Raw genomic sequence first — 23,281 nt, forward strand, 5'->3', positions numbered from 1 at the left:
AATAGCGACAATTTGATGTTCAGTCATTTTTTTCATAATTAAATCCCCCTTTTCTTTTATCATAGAGAATTTTCTACTTTTTTGCTGTACTATTTTAGGGGGTAGTTACAGAGAAACGCTCGTAAAAGAGCTGGTCTATCCCATCTTAGATTTCACGATTTAAGGCACGTTTGGGCAAGCAGACACTCAATGAATGGCACTCATCCACACGCACTACAAAATTTAGGAGCGTGGAGTAAAGCTGATACAGTTAGAAGATATGCCCACTTATCTTCTAGGCATTTGCTAGCAGCTTCGGAAAATGCGTTATCAGAAAGTGCCACAAATTTGACACAAAAAGTATTGCAATAAAAAAGCGCTTTCGCAGAGTGCTTTAATCGATTGATATTCTTTAAGAATTGGCGGAACGGACGGGGCTCGAACCCGCGACCCCCTGCGTGACAGGCAGGTATTCTAACCAACTGAACTACCGCTCCGCTTTATTTGATAGCTTTAACGTCGAAACGTTAAAGTAGGCGTGATATTAAAGATTATTTTTATTCTCGTCAATAAAATTTTTAAAATATGCGATCAATTGAATACAAAACAATCATTAATTTATATTCCACAATGCTCCCCCACTTTTTTTGTCAATTTTTTTTAAAATAATCTCATGTTCAGAAAGTTCATGTCCTGTGGCTCTGATTACTTTCAAAGGCACACCATTACGTTCTACTCTTTTAATTGAATTAGATTCTGATAAAGATGAGTTATTATCTTCAGAACTAAAAGACAATGTCGTTTGCCCACCTGTCATAGCTAAATAAACTTCAGCTAAAATCTCAGCATCTAATAATGCACCATGCAATGTTCGGTGGGAATTATCTATCTGATAACGTTCACATAACACATCTAAATTATTACGTTTACCTGGAAACAAACGCCTTGCCATAGCCAAGGTATCAGTAATAAGACAATGATCAGCTGTTTTAAAATCCAGACCACAAAGACGAAATTCATAATCCATAAAACCTACGTCAAATGATGCATTATGGATAATTAACTCGGCACCATCTATAAATTTAATAAAATCGTGAGCAACATTTTTAAATATAGGTTTATCTTTAACAAAATCATCACTGATTCCATGCACTTTAAATGCATCTTCATCAATTAAGCGTTCGGGGTTTATGTAAACATGAAAATGGTTACCAGTTAAACGTCGATTAATAATTTCAACAGCGCCAATTTCAATAATCTTATGTCCTTCATAATGATTATTACCTTCTTGGTTCATACCTGTCGTTTCAGTATCTAATACAATTTGTCGTGTAGAATTATGGATCACTTTCTTCTCTTTTATATCAATCGTTGGGAAAAACTTTTATTTAATGGTATAGTCTAGCACCAAAATCCCTTAAAGTTGATACATTCAAAAATTAATATAGTCCTTAATTTACTTAAGTCACAGAATTACAGTAAATAAATTAATAAAAAATTTAAATAGTCATAAATGAAATTAAAAAGATGTTAAAAAAAATTGAAATATATACTGATGGCTCTTGCCTAGGTAACCCCGGTCCTGGTGGTTATGCTGCAATTTTAAAATATAAAACAAACGAAAAAATATTATCAGAAGGTTTTTTTAAAACTACAAATAATCGTATGGAATTATTAGCTGCAATTGTTGCTTTAGAACAATTAAAGCAGCCTTGTCAAATTGAGTTATATTCTGATAGTCAATATTTGCGAAATGGAATCATCAATTGGATACATGGTTGGAAAAAAAATGGTTGGAAGACCGCCAACAAACAACCAGTAAAAAATGTCGACTTATGGAAAAGATTAGATGAATTAGTGCAGATTCATAAGATTGAATGGATTTGGGTAAAAGGGCATGCTGGGCACATTGAAAACGAGCGTTGTGACATTATAGCTAAAAAACAAGCTCAATCCCCTACATTACAAGATACTATATTTGAACAATGCATAAATGTTTAATGTATTAATTAAATATTTTTATTCAATTTTAAAAAGTTTATTTGCTTTTAACGACATAATTTATAATTAATGGTAAAAAATTAAAATGTATAAACTACATAGCATTGCATCCTTAAAGGATAATTATATTTGGATTCTAACCAATGCCAGTAACCAAGCCATAATTATCGATCCTGGGGAAGCCGAACCTGTTATTAATTATATTAATAAGCATAAATTAATACCCCTTGGAATTTTACTTACTCATCACCATATTGATCACACTGGAGGAGTAAACGAATTAAAAGCTCAATATCAAGATATTGATGTTTACGGTCCAAGTGAAATCAATTTACCAATTAATTATCTTATCAAACAAGATAAAGTATGTATTGGTGATTTTAGTTTTGAAGTTATAGAAGTACCAGGGCACACTCTTGGTCATTTGGCATATTATTGCAGGCCCTATTTATTTTCCGGAGATACTTTATTTTCAGCCGGTTGTGGAAGGATTTTTGAAGGGACTCATGAACAAATGTTAAATTCTTTAAAACAATTAAAACAACTGCCTAATGATACTTTAATCTGTGCAGGTCATGAATATACTTTATCAAATTTAGCATTTGCGTCCCAAATGCTGCCCGATGACAAAAATATCGAAAGCTATTTAGATTCGATTTCTAATAAATTAATAACATTACCGTCTAATTTATCTGACGAAAAAAAATTAATTTATTTTTACGATGTCATGAAACTAAATTACAAAATAAGTTCAAAATTAATAATGAATTAGAATTGTTTGTTTTTTTTAGAAGCCAAAAAGATATTTTTTAGGTATAATGCTAATCTTAATTTAGGTAAAATTTACGGACTAATGAAAAAGTTATTAATATTTACAGCGTTATGTTTGTTTTTAATCGCATGTCAGCATCATGGACCACGATATAATCCTGTTGTTAGAATAAAGTATTCAAAAAACACAGCTAATAATACAAATAGTTCCAGTAATTATGTATCTATTACTCAAAATCCATGGCAATATATGCTGAATCAGATTGAGGCTAATGTTCCAGAAAATAGTCGCGTTAGCGCGGAAAGAGAACGATTATTACGTAATCCTAAAGGTTTTGAAGCCGTTGCGTTACGTTCAGAGCCTTATGTTTATTACATTATTAATCAGCTTCATAAAAATAACTTACCTGCTGAGCTAGCTTTAATTCCTCTTATTGAAAGCGCTTATGACCCACTTGCTACATCCTCTGCTCAAGCTGCAGGATTATGGCAATTTGTTCCTATTACAGCTAAGGAGTATGGACTACAGCGAAGTAGTTCGTTTGATGCTCGTCGAGATCTAATTGCATCGACTAATTCAGCTATTTCACTTTTACAAAATTTAAATAAGCGTTTTGATGGTGATTGGCTATTGACCTTGGCTGCTTATAATGCAGGTGAAGGTCGAGTAAGAAAAGCCATTGAGAGAAATCAGGCTAAAGGTTTACCAATTAATTATTGGTCGCTAGACTTACCAACAGAAACTATGCACTATGTGCCTAAAATTTTAGCAATTATTGATATTGTTAAGAATAATAAACGATATGGAATTAAATTACCTGATTGTAATTATGAAAATTCACTCGTTAGAATTGATATATCAAAAAATATTTCTCTTGCTAAAATTGCTAAATACTCAGAACTATCACTTGATGAATTAGCTACTTATAATGCTGGATATGTGCAACAAACATTAAATGGCCCTTTCCATTTGCTTGTTCCTTATGCTCATGCTAAAAGTTTATTCAAAAAGCTACAAGCAGAAAACCTTGTTGTGAATGAAATTACAGAACTTTTACAAGATACTCCTCGTTCTAATATGGCGTTTGAATTTAGAACAAGTTTTATTCAAAGTAACAGTATAGTAAGTAAGGATAGTTTTTCCAAAAATGTAAAAAAGATTGTTTATCTTGTTAAAGCAGGAGATAGCCTCTACTCTATAGCTCAAAATTATCGTGTGAAAATTACCGATATCTTGCAATGGAATAATCTAAAAAATTCTAGAGTTCAAGAAGGTGATATGTTGACAATTAATCTTGTCAACGCAAATCCAATCTAAAATTTACTAATAAAGGATTATGATCTGATGCGGTTGTGCTAATAATTTCAGCCGCATTAAGTTGTAATCCTCGATAAAAAACAAAATCAAGTGGTCTGCCCATAAATCTCTTTCGAACATCTACTGAAAAATTAACCGGTTTAAGTTCAATTGAACGGACAAAATGATACAACAAATTTAATCGTTGCCGACTCCATGCATTAAAATCACCGGCCAAAATCACTGGACCAGTATGCTCTTTTATATGATTTAATAGCATGTGTATTTGCTGGCGATAAACTTTCACACCAATACTGAAATTTACGGCATGAATATTAGCAACTAATAACTGTTGTTTGGAATTGCTAATAGGATAAATAGTAATTAAAGCAGATTTAGGGACACGGATTAATGGTTCTTTTTCTCTAAAAGAAAAAAGTGAGGTTGGCAAAGTGTCTGAAATTGTCATGACTCCAGCATAAATATCGTTAAAACAATATGCTGGAACATGATCCGCAATTTTATTGTGTTGTGAAATAAAATTTAGTAACGGCGATGTTGTTTGAGCTTCTTGTAACAAAATAAGTTTAATCTTATCAACATAGTTTTTGAGTATATCAATGCAATCAGCCCTTTTTAGTTTAAAAATATTCCAAACTAAAATAGAAAACGATGTTTGATCAATTAATGGCGTATTAACTATTATTGATTGATTAGGTAAAACCAACTCAACTTTGTTATCTGCCTGATAACGTAAAGTATAACAGCGCTTTTTAAACATTTTTGGCGTTCAATTTTTCCAAATATTCATCAAAAGATAAAGTATCTCCTTGCTCTTTCTTTATCTGTTTCTCAATAGATAAATGGCGTTGTTGTACAAAATCACCTTCAGTTAATAATGCTAAAGGTTCTACCATAAGTTGTTTTTTATATTGATTTGCTAAAGCTAAACCAAATTCAGCTGTACCTAAATCACTTATCGCTTGCAATGTTCTTGCTGATAAAGTTAATTCTGGTTGATCAAACATTAAATCTAGACGTTCACAAACATTACGATAACGCTGCATATCATCTTGATGATCTAAAACATCAGCAACACGTAACAAATCTTTAAATAATTCGTGACCAACTTTAGATAATGGCTCTCGATTACTTTCACAACCAATACCAATCTCAAGTCCTGGTTTTCGCCCTTCTATTATGACTTTATTCCAATTCAATTTAGCACATTCAAGTTCTTTACTACTCATCTCTGGTGCTGGTGCTAGTGCACACCAAATTAAAAATAGATCTATAAAACGTATTTGATCTTCAGTAATTCCTATTGGCGAAAATGGATTAACATCTAATGCTCTTACTTCAATATACTCAATACCACCACGCAAAAGTGCATCCGATGGAGATTCCCCTGCCATTGGCACTCGTTTAGGTCGAATAGGTGCGTAAAACTCATTTTCAATCTGTAATACATTATCATTTAATTGGCGATAATGCCCATCCGCTTTAATTCCCAACTTAGCAAAATCTACAGACTTTGTGCGCGTTGCCCGTTTTAGTCCCTCAACATATGTATTTAAATGGTTAAAAGTAATACCAAGCTGTTTTTGAGCATTATTGGTGTATCCAATATCACTTAATCTTAAAGAAGTTGCATAAGGCAAATAGCAGTTGCCATTTGTTTGTTCAATAAAGGCTTGTGCTTTAACTGGATCTTGAATAAATGAAGAACACATTGATGGCGATGCACCAAATAAATAAGGAATAACCCAACCAAAACGATAATAATTTCGTATTAAGGTAAAATAACCTTCAGAAATTACAGCTTTGCCTTCTTCGGTATTTTTAACCCCTTCTCTTGCTTGCCAAAATGCAGTTGGTAGTGAAAAATTATAGTGAACACCTGAAATGGTCTGCATCATTGCACCATAGCGGTTTTTCAATCCTTCACGATAAATCGTTTTAAAGCGACCTTCATTAGAAGTACCATATTGAGCAAGAATAATATCTTTTTCGTTTGCAACAAAACAAGGCATACTTAAAGGCCACATCATTTCATCACCAATATTTACGCTAGCATAACGATGCAAATCGCGCAAAAACGTCAACATATAATCAATATTAGTATTAACTGGCGTGATAAATTCTAACATTGATTCGGCAAAATCAGTTGTTATCCAAGGGTGGGTTAACGCAGCACCAATTTTTGAAGGAAATGGCGTTTTTGACAATGATCCATCAGGCAAAATACGTAAAGTTTCTCGTTCAATACCACGTTGAATACCTTGTAAAATGGTGTAGTGTTTTTCTAACCAACTAAGTGCTTTTGAGACATCAGGAATCATATTTTGCGCTTCCTTAAAATTTAGTTATTTGATATTTATATTAGCATAATTTAAAATTATGCGATGGGCTAATTTATGACAACATTTGGAATAAAAAGCATTATACGTCGTAATATAGCAATCCTAAAAACTATAATTTACTATTTTTATTACAAATAATTTGATCTTAAAAGCATGACAACTTTTAAAAAATAACAGCTATTTCATGGATAGGAAATAGCACATATAATATTTATCATAAATCTATTTTATTTATAATCGTTGCAATAAAACTAATACTTCCATATGTGAAGTATGCGGAAACATGTCAAATAATTTTACTTTTTGGATTTGATAATTTGGCAGTAACATTAAATCATCAACTAATGAAAATAAGTTACAACTTGAATACATAATATAATTAGGTGCCATTTGTTTCAAATACTGCATAAGTACTTTACCTGCCCCTCGTCTTGGGGGATTTAGTAAAACTAAATCCGGTACATTTTTTTGAGCTGTAGCGTATTGTGTTGCGTCAAATGCTTTAAAGTTTAATTGTTTATAACCTAATTTTTTTGCTGATTTAGTTGCACACTCAATTGCGTCTGAATTAATTTCAATACCTGTAAGGCTAATATTTTTCTCAGCAACAAGGTTAGCACAACTTAACCCAAAACCACCTACCCCACAAAACATATCCCAAATAGAATGAATAGGTAAATCTGTGACCCAGTCACTTGCTGTTTTATAAAGGCTGCTGGCAACATATGGATTTGTTTGAAAAAAGCTTTTAGGTTTAATAAAAAGAGGAGTGTTATTTAAAGTTATCGGAAGAAATGAATTATCAGTTAAGACTATTTCTTCTTCACCTTCTAAAATAGCCGCATGATTTGGTTGAATATTTATCGAGATTACGTCTAAATTTTGAATTTTGTCTTGTAATTGTTTAATAGAATCATTTATTTTAGCAACAAACTTGTGTGATTTTAAAACAAATCGCAACATAAAGTTGCTCGTACTCTCAATTTTACTTTCAGTAATTATAACAAATTTCAACTCCCCTTTACGCTTATTAATATTATAAGGAATAAGCCCTTGTTTACGAATGAAAGTTCGAACAAGTTTTAAGATATTTTGCATACTGTTTGAGTAAAGAGGACAATCGCATAAATCGACGGCCTCATTCCCCGTTTGTATACCTAAAACGGGCTTTTCAACACTACCTAACACTGCCATCTTTGCTTTATTACGAAAAGCGGTTTCATGACTAGCAAAAGGTTCTTCAACCTTGTTTGGTTTAAATTGGATTAATTTTTGTAATAACTTATTTTGTTTTTCTGCCAGTTGTACATGATAAGGATGTTCTATCCATTGGCAAGATAAACACTTTTTTTGTTGGTAAAAGTGACATTGCATTGCGATTAAAGCCTTTTTTATAATGGGTATAATTATATACAGAATATCGAACGAATATAATAATAGTTTTGAATTTTATACTAAAACATATATTTTCCTGAAACTTTTTTACAAAAAAATTATAGGAATATAAGAAAAAGGTATAATTAATTCTCTGGTATAATTTGACGAAATAGTGCTGTATGATAGGATATTGTCATTAATATTAAAGGAAAAAATTAATGTCTATAAAGTTAAAAACCCCTGCTGAAATTGAAAAAATGCGTATAGCAGGCAAACTCGCTGCTGAAGTTTTAGAAATGATAGAGCCTTATGTTAAACCTGGTATTACTACAGGTGAACTAGACAAGATCTGTTATGAACATATCGTCAATGTCCAAAAGGCTATTCCGGCTAATATTGGTTATCATGGTTATCAACACACCAGTTGTATTTCAATTAATGATGTGGTTTGTCATGGTATTCCAAGTTTTGACAAAAAGTTAAAAGATGGCGATATTCTAAATATTGATGTGACAGTTATTAAAGATGGCTATCATGGTGATACATCCAGAATGTACATAGCAGGTAAACCGACAATTGTTGGTGAAAAACTGTGTCAAGTAGCGCAAGAAAGTCTATATGCAGCAATTAGAATTATAAAACCAGGTATCCGTCTAAAAGAAATTGGTAAAACCATTCAAAAACATGTTGATAAATTTGGATTTTCATCTGTTAGAGAATACTGTGGTCATGGTATTGGTGAAGTCTATCATGACGAACCTCAAGTTTTACATTATGATGCTGATGACGGCGGTGTAATTTTAAAACCAGGAATGACCTTTACCATTGAACCAATGATAAATACGGGTGATTGGCGTACCCGTACCATGAAAGATGGCTGGACAGTTAAAACCAAAGATCATGGACTTTCCGCTCAATATGAACATACTATTTTAGTTACTGATAATGGAGTTGAAGTCTTAACATTGCGTAGTAATGAAAACTTCCCTCGAATTATTGAACACTAAATAAAAACGATTCAACAATAGCTTATTGTTGAATCGTTTAACTTTATAAGTCTCTATCAATAATTTTTATATTCGAATTTTTTTGTGCTAATTTTTTATTTAGTTCATCGATTTTACTTCTATGTATATCTTTTTTTAGAGAACGAACATAAGAAGCACATATAATAGCAAACCCACTGTTTATACTTAGCAAAAACAATAAACCTATAAGTAAACGCTTAAAAATTCGTTCCAGTTTAAATTTCATAAATCTTAATATAATAAAGTATACAATTTACGTCGATAACTACTAGCTAACGGATTACTTGTTCCTAATGCCGCCAATAAATCGAGTAATGTCTTCTTCACTTGCCCGTCACCAGCATTAAGATCTTTTGTCAATGGTTTGAACAACAACTCTAATGCTTCCTCATGACGTCCTACATGCATTAATTGGGAAGACAATTGAATCATTAGTTCAACGTTATCAGGATGTTGAGCAAATTCTGCCTGTAATTGTTGTAGTTCTGGTGAATTAGCCGCTTGTTCAAGTAATTCAATTTCGGCTTGTAATCCATGATAGCTTGAATCTTGATCTTGTAGCGGAATAGTTGCCAGCACTTCTTTTGCTTCACTTAGCTGTTTAAGTTCAATTTGTGATTTTATTAGCATTAATGCAATATCGGTTCTTGGTTTACCCAAATGATCGGTTAGTGATTTCCAGGTTTGCCGTAACAGTGGTAATGCTTCTTCATATTTAGCCTCATGAAATAAATTTTGAGCTTCAATTAATTTAAGCTCATCTTCATTTGGTAGCACTTTTTCTAAAAAAGTTTTAATGGTTTCTTCGGATTGAGGACCTTGAAAGCCATCAACAGGTTGACCATTTTGAAATAAATAAACAGTTGGAATGGCCCGCAAACCAAATTGAGCAGCCAGCATTTGCTCTTCATCGCAATTAACACTTGCCAAAATAAATTGACCATGATGTTCATTAGCTAATTTAGTTAAAGTTTGAGTCATTGCTTCATAATTGGGACTTCTTGATGACCAAAAATAAAACAACACAGGGGATTGAGAAGATCTTTTTATAATCTCTTGAATATTTTGTTCATTAACATCAAAAATAAATTGATTTTGCATATTATGTCCTAAGAATACTTTGATTCATTATTTATTTTTTAAAATTCTATCCATTAATCTATCAGGAAGCAAACGTTTAGCAATAGCCGCTATTTTTGTTACTTTTGTTACCCTGTAACGTATTTTGGGAGTTCTATGCTCAAGCGCATGAAATAAGTAAGGTAACAAAGCTTCTGGCGGTAACGTAAATCGTTTGGCAATAGGTGGATTTTTTACAATATTTTCTTTTTCTATTTGATTAACATTATTTGAAAAATACGTTTTTAATGGCCCAGGTTCAATTAAACTAACTTTGATATTGGTATTAGCTAATTCTAATCTTAGTACATCAGACCATGCTTCTAAAGCATATTTACTTGCTGAATAAGCTCCTCTACCAGGAGTGGCAACAATGCCAACAATTGAGCTGGTTTGAATAATACGTCCTTCATTTTCTGCAAGCATTGCAGGAAGTAGTAACTGAGTTAACTGATGTACACCAAAGAAATTGGTTGAGAATTGTGACTCTAACTGCTCTCGGCTAATTGTTGCTAATCGCCCATATACTCCAAAGCCGGCATTATTAAATAATGCATATAATTGTCCGCCTGTCATAGTTAACACTTCTTTAGCGGCTAAATGCACAGAATCAGGATTATCTAAATCAAGTAATACAGTTTCAAATCCTTGTTCAATTAATTTTTGCTGGTCAGACTTTTTGCGACAAGACGCAATAACTCGATAACCACGTTTTTTTAATGCAATGGCTGAAATAAGTCCTATTCCACTTGAACAGCCTGTAATAAAAATTGTTTTCAATTTTTATCTCCGTTTTATTCATATATTGTCAAGCTAATCTTCTGCAATTATGATATCACACTTAAATAGAAGTTACCCAAACTAAGCCAGAGGATCGTATGAAAATCGCTATTATTGCTGCAATGGAAGAAGAAGTTGCCATATTAAAAAGTAAAATTACCCATTATCAAGTTGAACGCCATTTAGGTTGTGATTTTCACCTTGGTCAAATTGCCGGTTGTGAAATAGTTCTATTTCAATCAGGCATTGGTAAAGTAGCCGCAGCTTCAGGCACAACATTATTATTAAATAATTACAAGGTTGATGCCGTTATTAATACCGGTTCAGCTGGAGGACTTTCAACCGAACTCAATATTGGTGACATTATCGTATCAAAAGACGTATTTTATCATGATGTCGATTTAACCGCTTTTGGTTATAAACCAGGGCAAATGTCCGGTTGCCCAGTTGTATTTGAAGCAAGCCAACAATATCAATCATTAGCCAAATCATGTATAAAAAAACAAGGTGTTAATGCAGTTGAAGGCTCAATTGGTAGTGGTGATGCATTTATTAATGGTAAAGATACATTAGAACGAATCAAACAAACCTTTCCAAATGCCATAGCAGTAGAAATGGAAGCCGCAGCAATTGGGCATGTCTGCTGGCTATTTAAAGTACCGTTTGTAGTGGTAAGAGCAATCTCAGATAATGGTGATAATGAATCTGCAATGGATTTTCAGTCATTTTTAAAACTTGCAGCCACACAATCGTCCTTAATTGTTGAATCAATGTTAAGCGAGCTAACCTAAACTCTTTTCAAAAAGAGCATACTGATGTCACAAACAATATTCACTAAACAAAGGTTGACGCCAACCAGTTAGTATTTCTGGTACGTCACCTTTTTTATCAATTTTCCATTTAATATATTGATTAATTAATCGCCGTGAAAGTAACAAATCTTGATTAAGCCCTGTTTTTAATGAAATGATTTGAGCCGCTTTTTTTAATTCATCCGAGATCTTCTTGAAATCGGGATAAGTATTAATTCTACGAATAAGTGGTACCTCGGGTATCGGTTCAGATAAAATATCGAGAATTTTTTGCCCATATAAACGAATTTCTTTACCTTTCATCCCTAATTTATCAAGTTCAGCTAATGAAGACGGTAAATAACGTGCTATTTTCCACAAAACTTCTTCGCGTATAACAAAATTTAAAGCGATATCTTGCTCTTTGGACAATTTATATCGCCAACTTGCTAATTTATACAATTGACCTAGACTTTTCCCTTTCAATTGCCAACTATTTTTAATATTTAGATAAGCATTATTTGGATCTATCACTGTACATTTACGAGCCACCGCCATTTGGCACTCTTGATAAGCGGCTTGCAAATAATCATTTTCGGTTAATTGTGATTTTAGAATGTTTACCAATGGAAAAAGATAGAACACATCATTAATAGCGTACTCACACTGTTTTTCGGTTAATGGTCGTTTTAACCAGTCTGTTCGAGTTTCACTTTTATCTAGCTCTACTTCTAAATATTTTTTTACTAAACTGGCATAACCAGAACTTAACGGATTATCTAAAAAAGAAGCCAATATTTGGCTATCAATAATAGGAGTCGGCACCATTCCAAAGTAATAAAGGAAAACCTCGATATCTTCACTGCACGAGTGGAAATACTTTTCAATTTTAGGATTTTTTAAGATCGTTAAAAAATCTTGCCAATCACTAATAGTGATTGGATCAATTAATGCAGCATGTTTTCCATCAAAGACCTGCAATAGCCCTAAATGTGGATAAAATGTACACGTACGTACAAATTCTGTATCTAATGCAATCGCTGAGCTTTTTTCGATTTTTGAACAAAACTCAGCTAGCTGATCATTATTAACAATAAGTTGATAAGACAAAGTAAAATTCCTATTTAAATAAATCTATTTATTGTGTACTTTTTTTAAATACAACATCAATCACCACAATTTCAGAGCGAGTCATTAAGCGAATAGGTGGTCCCCAAAAACCATATCCACTACTTACTATGCTAGTAAAATTATTATCTTCATTTTGATACAAACCATAAGCGTTTTTATACATTAATTTTTCAATAAGGTTAATTGGAAATATTTGCCCAGCATGAGTATGCCCAGAAATCATTAAATCAACACCTAACTTTGCTGGTTCAGTAAGATCTTTGGGTTGGTGATCTAATAAAATAACGGGTGTATTTGTATCTGCAAACATCATCAAATCAGCTAATGTGGATCTTTTCACATCATAAAGCACAGAAGAAAAATCATCTCGCCCAATTAATGTAATTCCTATATCATCAAGATATACAATATCATCTTTTAAAACCTTCATTTTTGCTTGCTTAAAAGCATTAATAATATTCTCTTCACTATTATTTTGATTTCTAATATTTAAATATTCGTGGTTTCCAAAAATAACGTAGGTACCATGTTTCGATTTTAACTGCTGAAATTGCTTATCAAAACCTAGTTCTGTAAAGGGCGCCAAACGTTTATCTAATGTATCACCTGTAATTACAATAAAATCTGCATTTAATTGATTTACTTTATCTATCATTTGCTGAATAAATCCACTCGAAGTTAATTCATTAATATGAATATCACTAAGCTGCACAATACGCAGATTTTCAACATGAGCAGGTTTATCTATTTTTACTTGATAATAAACGGTTTTCGGACTAATTGCCATTTCATGGCTGTAATAAAATAGTGAAAAAACTAAGCTTACATAAACAATTCTAAGCAGTAAGTTAGGCTTTAATTTTTTTTTGCAGAGCAAATAGATCGCATCAAAAATCAATAAAATAAAAATACTACACAAAAATCCAGCAAAAATAATATTAAAAATCAGAGATAGCTTATTAAAAATACCATCTAATGCCCTAGAAAGCACCAGTGATAATCCAGCAATTGCAACAATTAACCAATAGATGATTTTAGAATAACCAGTAAAATGAAAATTGAACCAAAATGCCCATCGTTTACCTAAATAAGCAATCATTAAAATACTGATCACTATCATCATAAATAAAATAGAAAAATAAATAAAACTCATAATTATCTGAACAATTGAAGACGAATAATGATATGATAACAAAATTATTTTTTTTCGTACCAATAACTTTTTATGGATATTAAAAAAGACCAATTATTCATCACACCTATTGAAAAATTGGGGGATTGGACTTTTGATGAGAAAGTTGCCGAAGTTTTTCCTGATATGGTGCAGCGATCTGTTCCTGGTTATTCTAATATTATCTCGATGATCGGCATGCTAGCCGAAAGATTTGTACAACCTAATTCAATGATTTATGATTTAGGTTGTTCATTAGGCGCTGCTACATTATCTATTCGACGCAATGTCAATCAAGAAAATTGCCATATTATTGCGGTTGATAATTCTCAGCCAATGGTTGAACGTTGTAAGCGGCATATTGAATCCTACAAATCAAGCACACCTGTAGATGTAATTTGTGATGATATTTGCCATATTAACATGCAAAACGCATCAATGGTTGTACTCAACTTCACCTTACAATTTTTAACTCCTGAAAATCGTCAACGTGTTTTAAATAATATCTATAATGCGTTAAAACCAAATGGCATTTTAGTCCTATCTGAAAAATTTAGTTTTAGTGATACCTGCATTGATGAATTACTATTTAATATGCATCATGATTTTAAACGTGCTAACGGCTATAGTGAGCTTGAAATCAGTCAAAAACGTAACATGCTAGAAAACGTCATGCTAACAGATACTATCGAAACACATAAACAGCGACTATCTAAAGCTGGTTTTAAACACATTGACACTTGGTTCCAATGTTTTAATTTTGGATCTATTATTGCCATAAAATAACAGATTAATTTAAGCGTAATTGATAAAGGATAACAGAATGATTGATTTTGGTGATTTTTACCAGATTATCGCAAAAAATAGACTTAGTAGTTGGCTTGAAGTATTACCTGCACAACTCGCAAATTGGCAAAAACAAAACATAGATAGTCGCTTTAATCAATGGCTAAACAGTATTAAACATTTACCATCCATCTCACCTTATCAAATTGATTTATTACATAGTGTCACAGCGAAATCAAAAGAGCCTCTTTCTACGGGTGAACAGCAGAGGATAACACAATTATTAAAAAATATGATGCCATGGCGCAAAGGTCCTTTTCACTTGTATGGAATTGATATTGATACAGAATGGCGTTCAGATTGGAAATGGGAACGCTTAATTAATCATATTGATTGTTTAGAAGATAAAATTGTTTTAGATGTGGGTTGTAACAGTGGTTATCATTTATGGCGAATGATTGGCACTGGAGCAAAACTTGCTGTCGGAATTGATCCTATGGCGCTTTATCTATGCCAATTTGAAGCTATTCGTAAACTACTAGGTAACGATCAGCGAGCACATTTATTACCACTTGGAATTGAACATCTCCCTAAACTTAATGCTTTTGATACCGTATTTTCAATGGGGGTTTTATATCATCGCCGCTCGCCACTTGACCATTTATTCCAATTGAAGGATCAATTGGTTGAAGGTGGACAACTAGTACTTGAAACTTTGGTTATTGATGGAGAATTACATCAAGCGTTAATGCCAGGTGATCGTTATGCACAAATGCGTAATGTCTATTTTATACCTTCTACTCCTACAATGATTAATTGGCTGGAAAAATGTGGGTATTCAGATGTAAGAATGGTTGATATATCATTAACTAATTTTGATGAACAACGCAAAACTGAATGGATGACATCAGATTCTCTGGCCAACTTTTTAGATCCAGATGATTCAACCAAAACAATTGAAGGCTACCCTGCCCCAATACGAGCTGTTTTTATCGCAAAAAAATAATAATATAATAAAAAAAGCGTTATTAGCTTTATGAATTAAGGTTCCGCTACAGGTTGCCTTGAAATGTAAAAAATCATAGTATCTTAAGTTATATTTGGTTTATTTTTTAATTGACTAACATCTATCACTAAAAGACAAAAAAAGTGTTGTCAAAAACTTTCAGGTAACTATGTGTTTAAATATAATTATTTTATATAAATCATTAATTTTTTTTAGAAATAGGAAATAAACAATGGAGTTGTTCAAATTTATTTTGCTGTTACCTTTTAATATACTGCAAAAGGCTTGGGAAATAATTAGTACCTTTCTTATTTTTTTATTTATTTTAATAAAAGGAATTTTTTGGCTATTTAGCCCAATTATTGGCGATATTAAATGGTCAACACCAAGTTGGTTACCTGATGCAAAAAGATTTTACTATGCGACAGGTTCTGTATTAAAAAAAATAAAAACTATAATTAGCGCAAGTATTATTTTAGGATTTATTGCTTATTTTTCAGTAAATTATGCCTATCATTGGTATTTAAACCGCCCAAAACCGATTGAACCAGCACCTATAGTAATAAATACCTATTCAGCTAAATTAGTCCCACCAAGTACAAGTAACGATATAATATATATCCAATTCACCGGTGCTAAACGCCCACCAATTCCCCTAGAATCAATCAATAAAGATGAAATAACAGAAGGTATTAGTATTTCACCAAACATTGAGGGAAAATGGACATGGTCAAATGATTCAACAATAAAATTCACACCAAAAGAGAGAAAGTGGCCACTTGGTATTGAATATACAGTCATATTGGATAAGTCAAAATTATTGGCTGAAAATAGCGAACTAGAAAAAAATAGTGCAACTTTTTCCTAATTTTGAATATAATTTCAAAAATCGAGGTGAGCTTTATTCCAACCCTACAGAAACAAATATTAGGAACGTCATAAATACAATCAGATTTAGTCATCCTGTTGATAGGCAAAGCTTTGAAAAAAATATTATTTTATCGCTTTATGAAAAAGAGAAGAAATCTGACAATTCATACGAAAAAAACGATGATGAATTCTTAAACCATGTCGATTTTACTATAACCTATGGTGATAATGACAAAATCGCATATATAAAGAGCGCACCTATTCCCTTACTTGATAAAGAAGGTTATTTAAAAATAACAATTAACAAAGGGGTTAGATCAACTTTAGGTGGTAACTCAATGAATTATGATATAACTAATAGTGTAACTGTACCAGATAAATATCATTTAAGTGTTACAAGAACAGAGCTTACATTGGTTGAAAAAAGCAATGAAAAAATACAGCAGGTATTAGTTTTATCATTAAGTCATGCCGTAAGATCTGAAGATGTATCGAAAGCAATCAAAGTTTGGCAATTACCTGAAAATAACAATGGTTCTTATAGTGAAAGCTATTACAATAGATCTTCTGGTAGATACGAAACAAAATACAATGTAACACCAGAAATACTCGAAAGAGCAACTCCAATATCAATAAAACCAATTGATACTGAACTTGCTTATCAGAATCAAATTAGCTTTGAATTTAAAACTGAACAAAACTCAAAGGTATATATTGAAGTTAATCAACCTTTATCTTCTCAAGAGGGGTATTTTTTAAAACAAGATTATCAGACAATATTAACAGTTCCTAGTTACCCAACTTATCTTGATTTTGCCGCATCAGGTTCTTTATTATCTTTATCTGGCGAGAAAAAACTACCTATAGTATCGCGCAATATAGAGCAGATGAAGTTAGAAATAGATCGCGTTATCCCTTCACAGCTTCAACATTTAGTAGCATTTAATGAAAGCTATGAATTTAACGATATGAATTTTGGCGAATTAGATAATGATCATTTTGTTGAAAAATATAGCATAACTAAAGACGTTACAGGTGCTCCTGAAGAAGTTAAATACACAAATGTCGATTTAACTCGTTACTTAACTGCTAACACAAATGGGAATAAGAATCGTGGTGTCTTTTTGTTAAGACTTTATGGAAAAGATAAAAAAGATACTAAATATGAGTTCATGGCTTCGCGCTTTATTGTCGTTACTGATTTAGGAATTATCGCCAAAAAGTCACTTGATCAATCCAATGATCTCTTTATTCAATCAATAAGTTCAGGCGAACCCGTTAGCGGTGCTAAAGTTTCAGTTCTAGGCATGAATGGGATTGCTATTACGTCTAAAACTACAGATGATAATGGTCATGTTCGTTTTGCACCATTGTCTGAATATTATCAAGGCATCAAGCCTCTTTTATATGTTGTTGAAAAAGACCGTGACCTATCATTTTTACCAATCAAAAGTTATGAAAGAAATTTAAATCTATCTCGTTTTGATATCGGCGGCATTCGTGAAACCCTTGAAGGTGGGGAGTTACGATCTCACATCTTTTCAGATCGAGGTGTTTATCGCCCTGGCGACACATTCCATATAGGTACCATAGTTAGAGCTCAAAAATGGACTAATTCCTTAGAGGGTATCACCGTAGAAGCAGAAATTTACGATCCAAAATCCAATCTAGCACTCAAAAAATCGATTGTACTAAATAAATCAGGTTTTAATGAACTTAGCTATAAAACTAACTATGAATCCCCTACTGGTGATTGGTATATTAATTTATATTTGAAAAATGATGATGAAGAATCGCGAATCCTATTAGGCTCAAGTTCGGTTGTAGTTCGTGAATTTGAACCAGATAAAACTGCTGTTTCTCTTAAGTTGTTGCCAGAAATAAAAGATGGTTGGTTAAAACCTGAAAATATCCAAGCTGAGATTAAAGCCAAAAACCTAATCGGTACTGATGCAACTAATCGTCGAGTCACAAATACATTAATTCTTGAACCATCAACACCTTATTTCAAAAAATATGAAGATTACTATTTCTACCAAAATATTTCTGGTGAAAGAAATAGTTTTAAAGTTGAATTAGATGAAAAAACAACAGATGAAAACGGTATAGTAAAACTCAATCTCAATGACAATATACAAAGCTTTGAAGGAAACTACACGCTAAGAATGTTAACCGATGTTTTTGAGCCTGATAGTGGACGAAGCGTTGCGACAACTGCAAGCACCTTTATTTCACCAAATGATTATTTAGTCGGAGCTAAAGCGGATGGCAATTTAAGATATATTAACAGGGATTCAGTTCGTCATATTGATTTTATAGCGATAAATCCGACTTTAGAAAAAATAGAGTTATCTGATCTAAAACTTGTTTTAATTGAAGAAAAATATCTATCGGTATTAGTTAGACAATCTTCAGGAGTTTATAAATATGAATCACGCCGTAAAGAATCGGTTCTATCTGAACAACCATTTAAGATTAATCAAGATAAAACTAGGTATCAATTAGATAGTAAAAATCCTGGTAATTATATTATTCAAATCAAAAATAATGATGACAAATTACTTTACCAAGGTAAATACTCTATTGTAGGTAAAGCGAATGTTACTCGTAATTTAGACCGTAATGCGGAGCTTTCATTAAAAATTAAAGACGCACAATATAACCCAGGTGATGAAATAGAAGTCTCAATAACAGCTCCTTATGTAGGTAGTGGTATTATTACTATTGAGCGCGACAAAGTGTATGCTTGGAAGTGGTTCCACACAGATACAACAAGCTCAATACAAAAAATAACCCTACCAAAAGACATTGGTGGTAATGGTTATATTAATGTCCAATTTATTCGTGATCCAAATTCAGATGAAATTTTTATGAGTCCACTTAGTTACGGTGTTATACCTTTCAAAATTTCAAATGATCAATTTAACGATAAAATCGTATTACAAGCACCATCACTGATAAAACCAGGAGATACGCTACCAATTACAATACACACAAATACGCCACAAAAAGCAGTTGTATTTGCCGTAGACGAAGGAATTTTGCAAGTCTCAAATTATAAACTGAAAGATCCATTAAATAGCTTCTTACGCAAAAAAGCACTATCTGTAAGAACGTCGCAAATTTTAGATCTTATATTGCCAGAATTTCGACATTTAATAACAGCTTCAGCACCTGGTGGTGATGGTGATAATGATGATGTCTTATCAAATCATTTAAATCCATTTAAACGGAAAATAGATGAACCAGTAGCTTATTGGTCAGGTATTATCGATGTCGATGGCGATAAAACCATTGAATATAAAGTGCCTGATTATTTTAATGGCAAAATTCGTATCATGGCAGTATCAGTTGGTGACAAAACAATGGGACATACTCAAATGTCAACAACAGTACATAATGATATTGTTTTACAACCTAATGTCCCATATTTTGCTGCACCAAATGATGAGTTTGAAGTTTCACTAAACGTAACTAATCTTATTGAAAATATTGGTGATAAAGTAATTCCTATTAATGTTAAAGTTTCAACCACTCCTAATCTATCAATCACGAGTGATAATAAAAAAACCATCGAATTGGCTAATGGCAAAGATGGGGTTTTAAAATTTAACTTTAAAGCAACAGATCAGCTTGGTAATGGCGATCTTCACTTTTCCGCCAACTATAATGATATAACAATTACTCGTGATATTAGCCTTTCAATACGGCCATTAACTGAATACAGATTAATCACAAGAATGGGAAGAATGGCAGATCATAAACAAACGTTTACTGATTTTAGAGACATGTATAATAATTTAAGTAAACGTGAAGCTGCTGCAGCTTATTCACCATTCATACTAAGTAAAGGCCTAAGTACCTATTTGCAGGATTACCCTCATTATTGCTCTGAACAGATTGTTAGTCGCGCGATTCCTATTTTGATCGCTAGTAAATATAAGGAATTTGATCTGGCCTCAAAAGAAGGAATAGCTCCATTATCAGAATTATTCCAAGTGCTGCAATCTCGCCAAAATAGTGAAGGTGCAATTGGTTTATGGTACTCAACTTATAATGTTGATCCATTTATTACATTATATGCAGTAAACTTTATGCTTGAAGCAAAAGAAATGGGTTATCAAGTTCCCCAAAAAATGCTTGATAATGCTAATAAATATTTGCAAACAATTGCTGAATCTAGTGATACTAGTACTTATGGTTTAAGAGTACGTGCTTATGCTATCTATTTATTAACAAGGCAAAATCAAGTTACAACAAGCTATTTAGCCTCTACCATTAGCAATCTTAATCGAAAAGATGATTCATGGAAAAAAGATATAACAGCAATGTATTTAGCTTCATCATATAAAATGTTAAAGATGGATAAAGAAGCAAATAAATTAATCAAACCTGTTTGGCAACAATTAGAAGCTGCATATGATCGTGCTTGGTGGCTAAACAACTATTATGATCCACTGGTCGTTAATGCAGGAAAAATCTATTTAATTAGCAAACATTTTCCTGAAAAAGCAAAAGATATTCCTGCGCAAGCATTAGAAAATATGGTTATCATGCTAAATAAACAAAAATATACTACTCAATCAGCAGCAATGACAATATTGGCTTTAAGTAGTTATTCGCAGAGCATTGAACAATCAAATTTATCTAAAGATACTCTTGAAATTAATGCAATATCAAAGGATGCAGAAAAACAAAGTATTATTGCAAATTTAAGTGGAATTTTAGCTAAAGGCAAGTTTAATGATCAAGATGCACAATTAAGCATAACTAATAAATCAAGCTTACCTGTTTGGTATATGCTGTCTGAACAAGGTTATGACAAAGATATCCCTAAAGAGCCAATTAAAAGGGGGCTTGAAGTATATCGTGAATTTACTGATCTTGATGGCAAACCTATTGAACAAGTCAAACTTGGCGATAAAATTAACGTAACAGTTAGAATCCGAGCACTAGCAGATGAAGGTGCAACTAATATTGCCATTGTTGATTTACTACCAGGTGGTTTTGAAGTAGTACAACAACCAATAAATTCTCAGGAAAAAGATTATGACGAATATATTCAAGATAATGAAGAATATGATGACTATGAAGAAGATGATTATGATGAAAATTATGGCTGGATTTCACCAATTAGTATAAAAACAGGAAAATACACTTGGTATCCTGAATATACAGATGTACGTGAAGATCGTGTTATTATTTATGGTTCAACTTATAATAATAAAATACAAGAATTCACCTATCAAATAAAAGCAACTAATGTAGGAATCTATAGCATTCCACCTGCATTTGGTGAAGCAATGTATGATCGTGATATTCAAGCCGTATCAAAAGGTGGGCAAAAGATAAGAATCATCCCACAACAATAGTTGTTTTTACAGTTAATCAATCACTGAAACGGGCTTATAGCCCGTTTTTATCAAAGATAACGATAATAATAAAAAACATATTCTAAACCTTGCTTTTAATATTCAAACGATTAAATTAATTTTATGCTTAATATAAAACAGAAAATGAAACAATAAGGTTATTGATAGGCAAATGAAAAGGTAAATGCTATGCTTATAGCATTATAAAATAATATATTTTCGTTTAACATTTAAAGGTAATTTTTATGGCCCTACCGTCTTTTTTAACAATATATAACGAACTAATTTCAATACCAACAATTAGTAACGTTACTAACAAGAAATTAGATTATTCTAACAAAGCACTCATCGACAAGTTAGCCTGTTGGTTTGAAGATTTAGGTTTTGCTATTGATATCCAACCTGTTCCTAATACTCGTCATAAATATAATATGTTAGCTACTTATTCAAATACCGAAAATAAAACCCAAGGTGGTTTATTGCTAAGTGGACACAGTGACACTGTTCCGTTTGATGATGGGCAATGGAGTAAAGATCCCTTTAAATTAACGGAAGAAAATAATAAGTTATATGGACTTGGCACCGCTGATATGAAAGGCTTTTTTGCCTTTATTTTAGATGCGCTGCGTGATATTGATCTTAAAAAGTTAACTAAACCCATTTATATCCTTGCCACCGCCGATGAAGAAACTTCAATGGCTGGTGCCGCATTTTTTGCGAAGAATACTAAATTACAACCCGACTGTACTATTATTGGCGAACCAACATCGTTAATCCCCATCAGAGCACATAAAGGATTTATCTCTAATTCCATTAAAGTCATTGGTAAATCAGGGCATTCTAGCGATCCCGATAAAGGTATTAACGCTATCGAAGTGATGAATTTAGTCATTGAACGCTTGTTAGTACTAAAACAAAAATTTAAAGAACAATATCATAATGACGGGTTTAGCGTTCCTTACCCTACTCTAAATTTAGGTGTTATTCACGGGGGGGATGCGGCCAACCGTATTTGCGGTTGTTGTGAGCTAGTGATTGATATTCGTGTATTGCCCGATAACGATGTTGATTCACTTTATCATGCGCTTTGTGAAGCACTGCAACCCGTTATGGATAAATATCCAAATCGAATTGCTATAGAATACGAAGTTGCCCCAATTCCGGGCTATGAGTGTAAAAAAGATCATCCAGCATTACAACACATTGAAAAATTAGTCGGTCATAGTGCGCAGACAGTCAACTACAGCACAGAAGCCCCCTACCTAAACCAAATTTCACCAACGATTGTATTAGGACCTGGTTCAATTGAACAAGCACACCAGCCCGATGAGTTTATTTCAATGGACTTTTTAAAACCAACTAAAATAGCAATAGAACAACTAATTAAGGATTTTTGTCTTTAATCTGTTTTTTATTCGCCGATAAAATAACATCGGCGA

Annotated in this window: 17 protein-coding genes, 1 tRNA gene and 2 pseudogenes; 11 read left to right on the plus strand and 9 right to left on the minus strand. The window is 32.5% G+C overall.

Translation table 11 applies throughout. From position 1 onward, the window contains the following. Positions 1-111: 111 nt before the first annotated feature. A pseudogene (locus J6569_RS05425) lies at positions 112-351 on the plus strand (tyrosine-type recombinase/integrase); the annotation flags it as partial. Between the two features lie 48 nt (positions 352-399). Here J6569_RS05425 and J6569_RS05430 read toward each other — a convergent pair. After that, positions 400-476: transfer RNA gene (locus J6569_RS05430), tRNA-Asp, on the minus strand. A gap of 116 nt (positions 477-592) precedes the next feature. After that, on the minus strand, positions 593-1,327 hold the full coding sequence (dnaQ, locus tag J6569_RS05435; RefSeq protein ID WP_296317964.1) for a DNA polymerase III subunit epsilon: 735 nt from the start codon (positions 1,325-1,327) through the stop codon (positions 593-595). A 179-nt stretch (positions 1,328-1,506) separates the two neighbouring features. Between dnaQ and rnhA the strand changes: the two genes are divergently transcribed. The 3 genes from rnhA to J6569_RS05450 all read left to right on the plus strand — a co-directional run bounded on the left by rnhA (position 1,507) and on the right by J6569_RS05450 (position 4,069). After that, positions 1,507-1,980 carry a ribonuclease HI gene (gene rnhA, locus J6569_RS05440; protein WP_296317966.1) on the plus strand — a complete coding sequence of 158 codons (474 nt, stop codon included), beginning with the start codon at positions 1,507-1,509 and terminating at the stop codon, positions 1,978-1,980. Between the two features lie 85 nt (positions 1,981-2,065). Next, the gene (gene gloB, locus J6569_RS05445) at positions 2,066-2,752 is read left to right on the plus strand and encodes a hydroxyacylglutathione hydrolase (RefSeq protein WP_296317968.1); all 687 of its coding nucleotides are present in this window, start codon (positions 2,066-2,068) and stop codon (positions 2,750-2,752) included. A gap of 81 nt (positions 2,753-2,833) precedes the next feature. Further along, a complete protein-coding gene (locus J6569_RS05450) occupies positions 2,834-4,069 on the plus strand; it encodes a transglycosylase SLT domain-containing protein (RefSeq protein ID WP_296317970.1) in 1,236 nt (411 codons plus the stop codon). Here the strand turns inward: J6569_RS05450 and J6569_RS05455 are convergent. The 3 genes from J6569_RS05455 to rlmC form a co-directional block, all read right to left on the minus strand. Then, a complete protein-coding gene (locus J6569_RS05455) occupies positions 4,050-4,829 on the minus strand; it encodes an endonuclease/exonuclease/phosphatase family protein (protein WP_085164075.1) in 780 nt (259 codons plus the stop codon). The two genes, J6569_RS05450 and J6569_RS05455, sit on opposite strands and share 20 nt — an antisense overlap. After that, positions 4,822-6,390: a glutamate--cysteine ligase gene (gene gshA, locus J6569_RS05460; RefSeq protein ID WP_065589819.1), complete on the minus strand. Its 1,569-nt coding sequence runs from the start codon at positions 6,388-6,390 to the stop codon at positions 4,822-4,824. The genes J6569_RS05455 and gshA overlap by 8 nt, the downstream gene beginning before the upstream one ends. 252 nt (positions 6,391-6,642) lie before the next feature. After that, a complete protein-coding gene (gene rlmC, locus J6569_RS05465; RefSeq protein WP_296317974.1) occupies positions 6,643-7,785 on the minus strand; it encodes a 23S rRNA (uracil(747)-C(5))-methyltransferase RlmC in 1,143 nt (380 codons plus the stop codon). Between the two features lie 221 nt (positions 7,786-8,006). Here rlmC and map point away from each other — a divergent pair, with 221 nt between their 5' ends. Next, entirely contained in the window at positions 8,007-8,795 is a 789-nt protein-coding gene (map, locus tag J6569_RS05470; RefSeq protein ID WP_174798184.1) for a type I methionyl aminopeptidase, read from the plus strand. Between the two features lie 252 nt (positions 8,796-9,047). Here map and J6569_RS05475 read toward each other — a convergent pair whose 3' ends face one another. Together J6569_RS05475 and J6569_RS05480 are read right to left on the minus strand one after the other, a co-directional pair. After that, positions 9,048-9,917: a co-chaperone YbbN gene (locus J6569_RS05475; protein ID WP_065589816.1), complete on the minus strand. Its 870-nt coding sequence runs from the start codon at positions 9,915-9,917 to the stop codon at positions 9,048-9,050. 27 nt (positions 9,918-9,944) lie between these two features. Next, positions 9,945-10,715: an SDR family oxidoreductase gene (locus J6569_RS05480; RefSeq protein WP_065589815.1), complete on the minus strand. Its 771-nt coding sequence runs from the start codon at positions 10,713-10,715 to the stop codon at positions 9,945-9,947. 98 nt (positions 10,716-10,813) lie between these two features. Here J6569_RS05480 and J6569_RS05485 point away from each other — a divergent pair, with 98 nt between their 5' ends. Then, on the plus strand, positions 10,814-11,506 hold the full coding sequence (locus tag J6569_RS05485) for a 5'-methylthioadenosine/adenosylhomocysteine nucleosidase (RefSeq protein WP_296317978.1): 693 nt from the start codon (positions 10,814-10,816) through the stop codon (positions 11,504-11,506). A 27-nt stretch (positions 11,507-11,533) separates the two neighbouring features. Here the strand turns inward: J6569_RS05485 and rnd are convergent, their stop codons facing one another. Next, positions 11,534-12,616, minus strand: a complete 1,083-nt coding sequence (gene rnd / locus J6569_RS05490; RefSeq protein ID WP_296317980.1) for a ribonuclease D — start codon at positions 12,614-12,616, stop codon at positions 11,534-11,536. 28 nt (positions 12,617-12,644) lie between these two features. Next, on the minus strand, positions 12,645-13,790 hold the full coding sequence (locus tag J6569_RS05495; RefSeq protein WP_296317982.1) for a metallophosphoesterase: 1,146 nt from the start codon (positions 13,788-13,790) through the stop codon (positions 12,645-12,647). 81 nt (positions 13,791-13,871) lie between these two features. Here J6569_RS05495 and cmoA point away from each other — a divergent pair. The 5 genes and pseudogenes from cmoA to argE all read left to right on the plus strand — a co-directional run. Beyond that, a pseudogene (gene cmoA / locus J6569_RS05500) lies at positions 13,872-14,594 on the plus strand (carboxy-S-adenosyl-L-methionine synthase CmoA); the annotation flags it as partial. A gap of 37 nt (positions 14,595-14,631) precedes the next feature. Then, the gene (gene cmoB, locus J6569_RS05505; RefSeq protein ID WP_296317986.1) at positions 14,632-15,600 is read left to right on the plus strand and encodes a tRNA 5-methoxyuridine(34)/uridine 5-oxyacetic acid(34) synthase CmoB; all 969 of its coding nucleotides are present in this window, start codon (positions 14,632-14,634) and stop codon (positions 15,598-15,600) included. Between the two features lie 232 nt (positions 15,601-15,832). Next, positions 15,833-16,468: a hypothetical protein gene (locus J6569_RS05510; RefSeq protein ID WP_296317987.1), complete on the plus strand. Its 636-nt coding sequence runs from the start codon at positions 15,833-15,835 to the stop codon at positions 16,466-16,468. Next, positions 16,452-21,842: an alpha-2-macroglobulin gene (locus J6569_RS05515; RefSeq protein WP_296317989.1), complete on the plus strand. Its 5,391-nt coding sequence runs from the start codon at positions 16,452-16,454 to the stop codon at positions 21,840-21,842. The genes J6569_RS05510 and J6569_RS05515 overlap by 17 nt, the downstream gene beginning before the upstream one ends. A gap of 239 nt (positions 21,843-22,081) precedes the next feature. After that, positions 22,082-23,245 (plus strand): acetylornithine deacetylase, encoded by a 1,164-nt coding sequence (argE, locus tag J6569_RS05520; RefSeq protein ID WP_208610420.1) that lies wholly within the window; start codon positions 22,082-22,084, stop codon positions 23,243-23,245. Positions 23,246-23,281: the final 36 nt, after the last annotated feature.

The sequence above is a fragment of the Gilliamella sp. genome (genome assembly GCF_024104075.1).
GTDB classification, from domain to species: domain Bacteria; phylum Pseudomonadota; class Gammaproteobacteria; order Enterobacterales; family Orbaceae; genus Gilliamella; species Gilliamella bombi.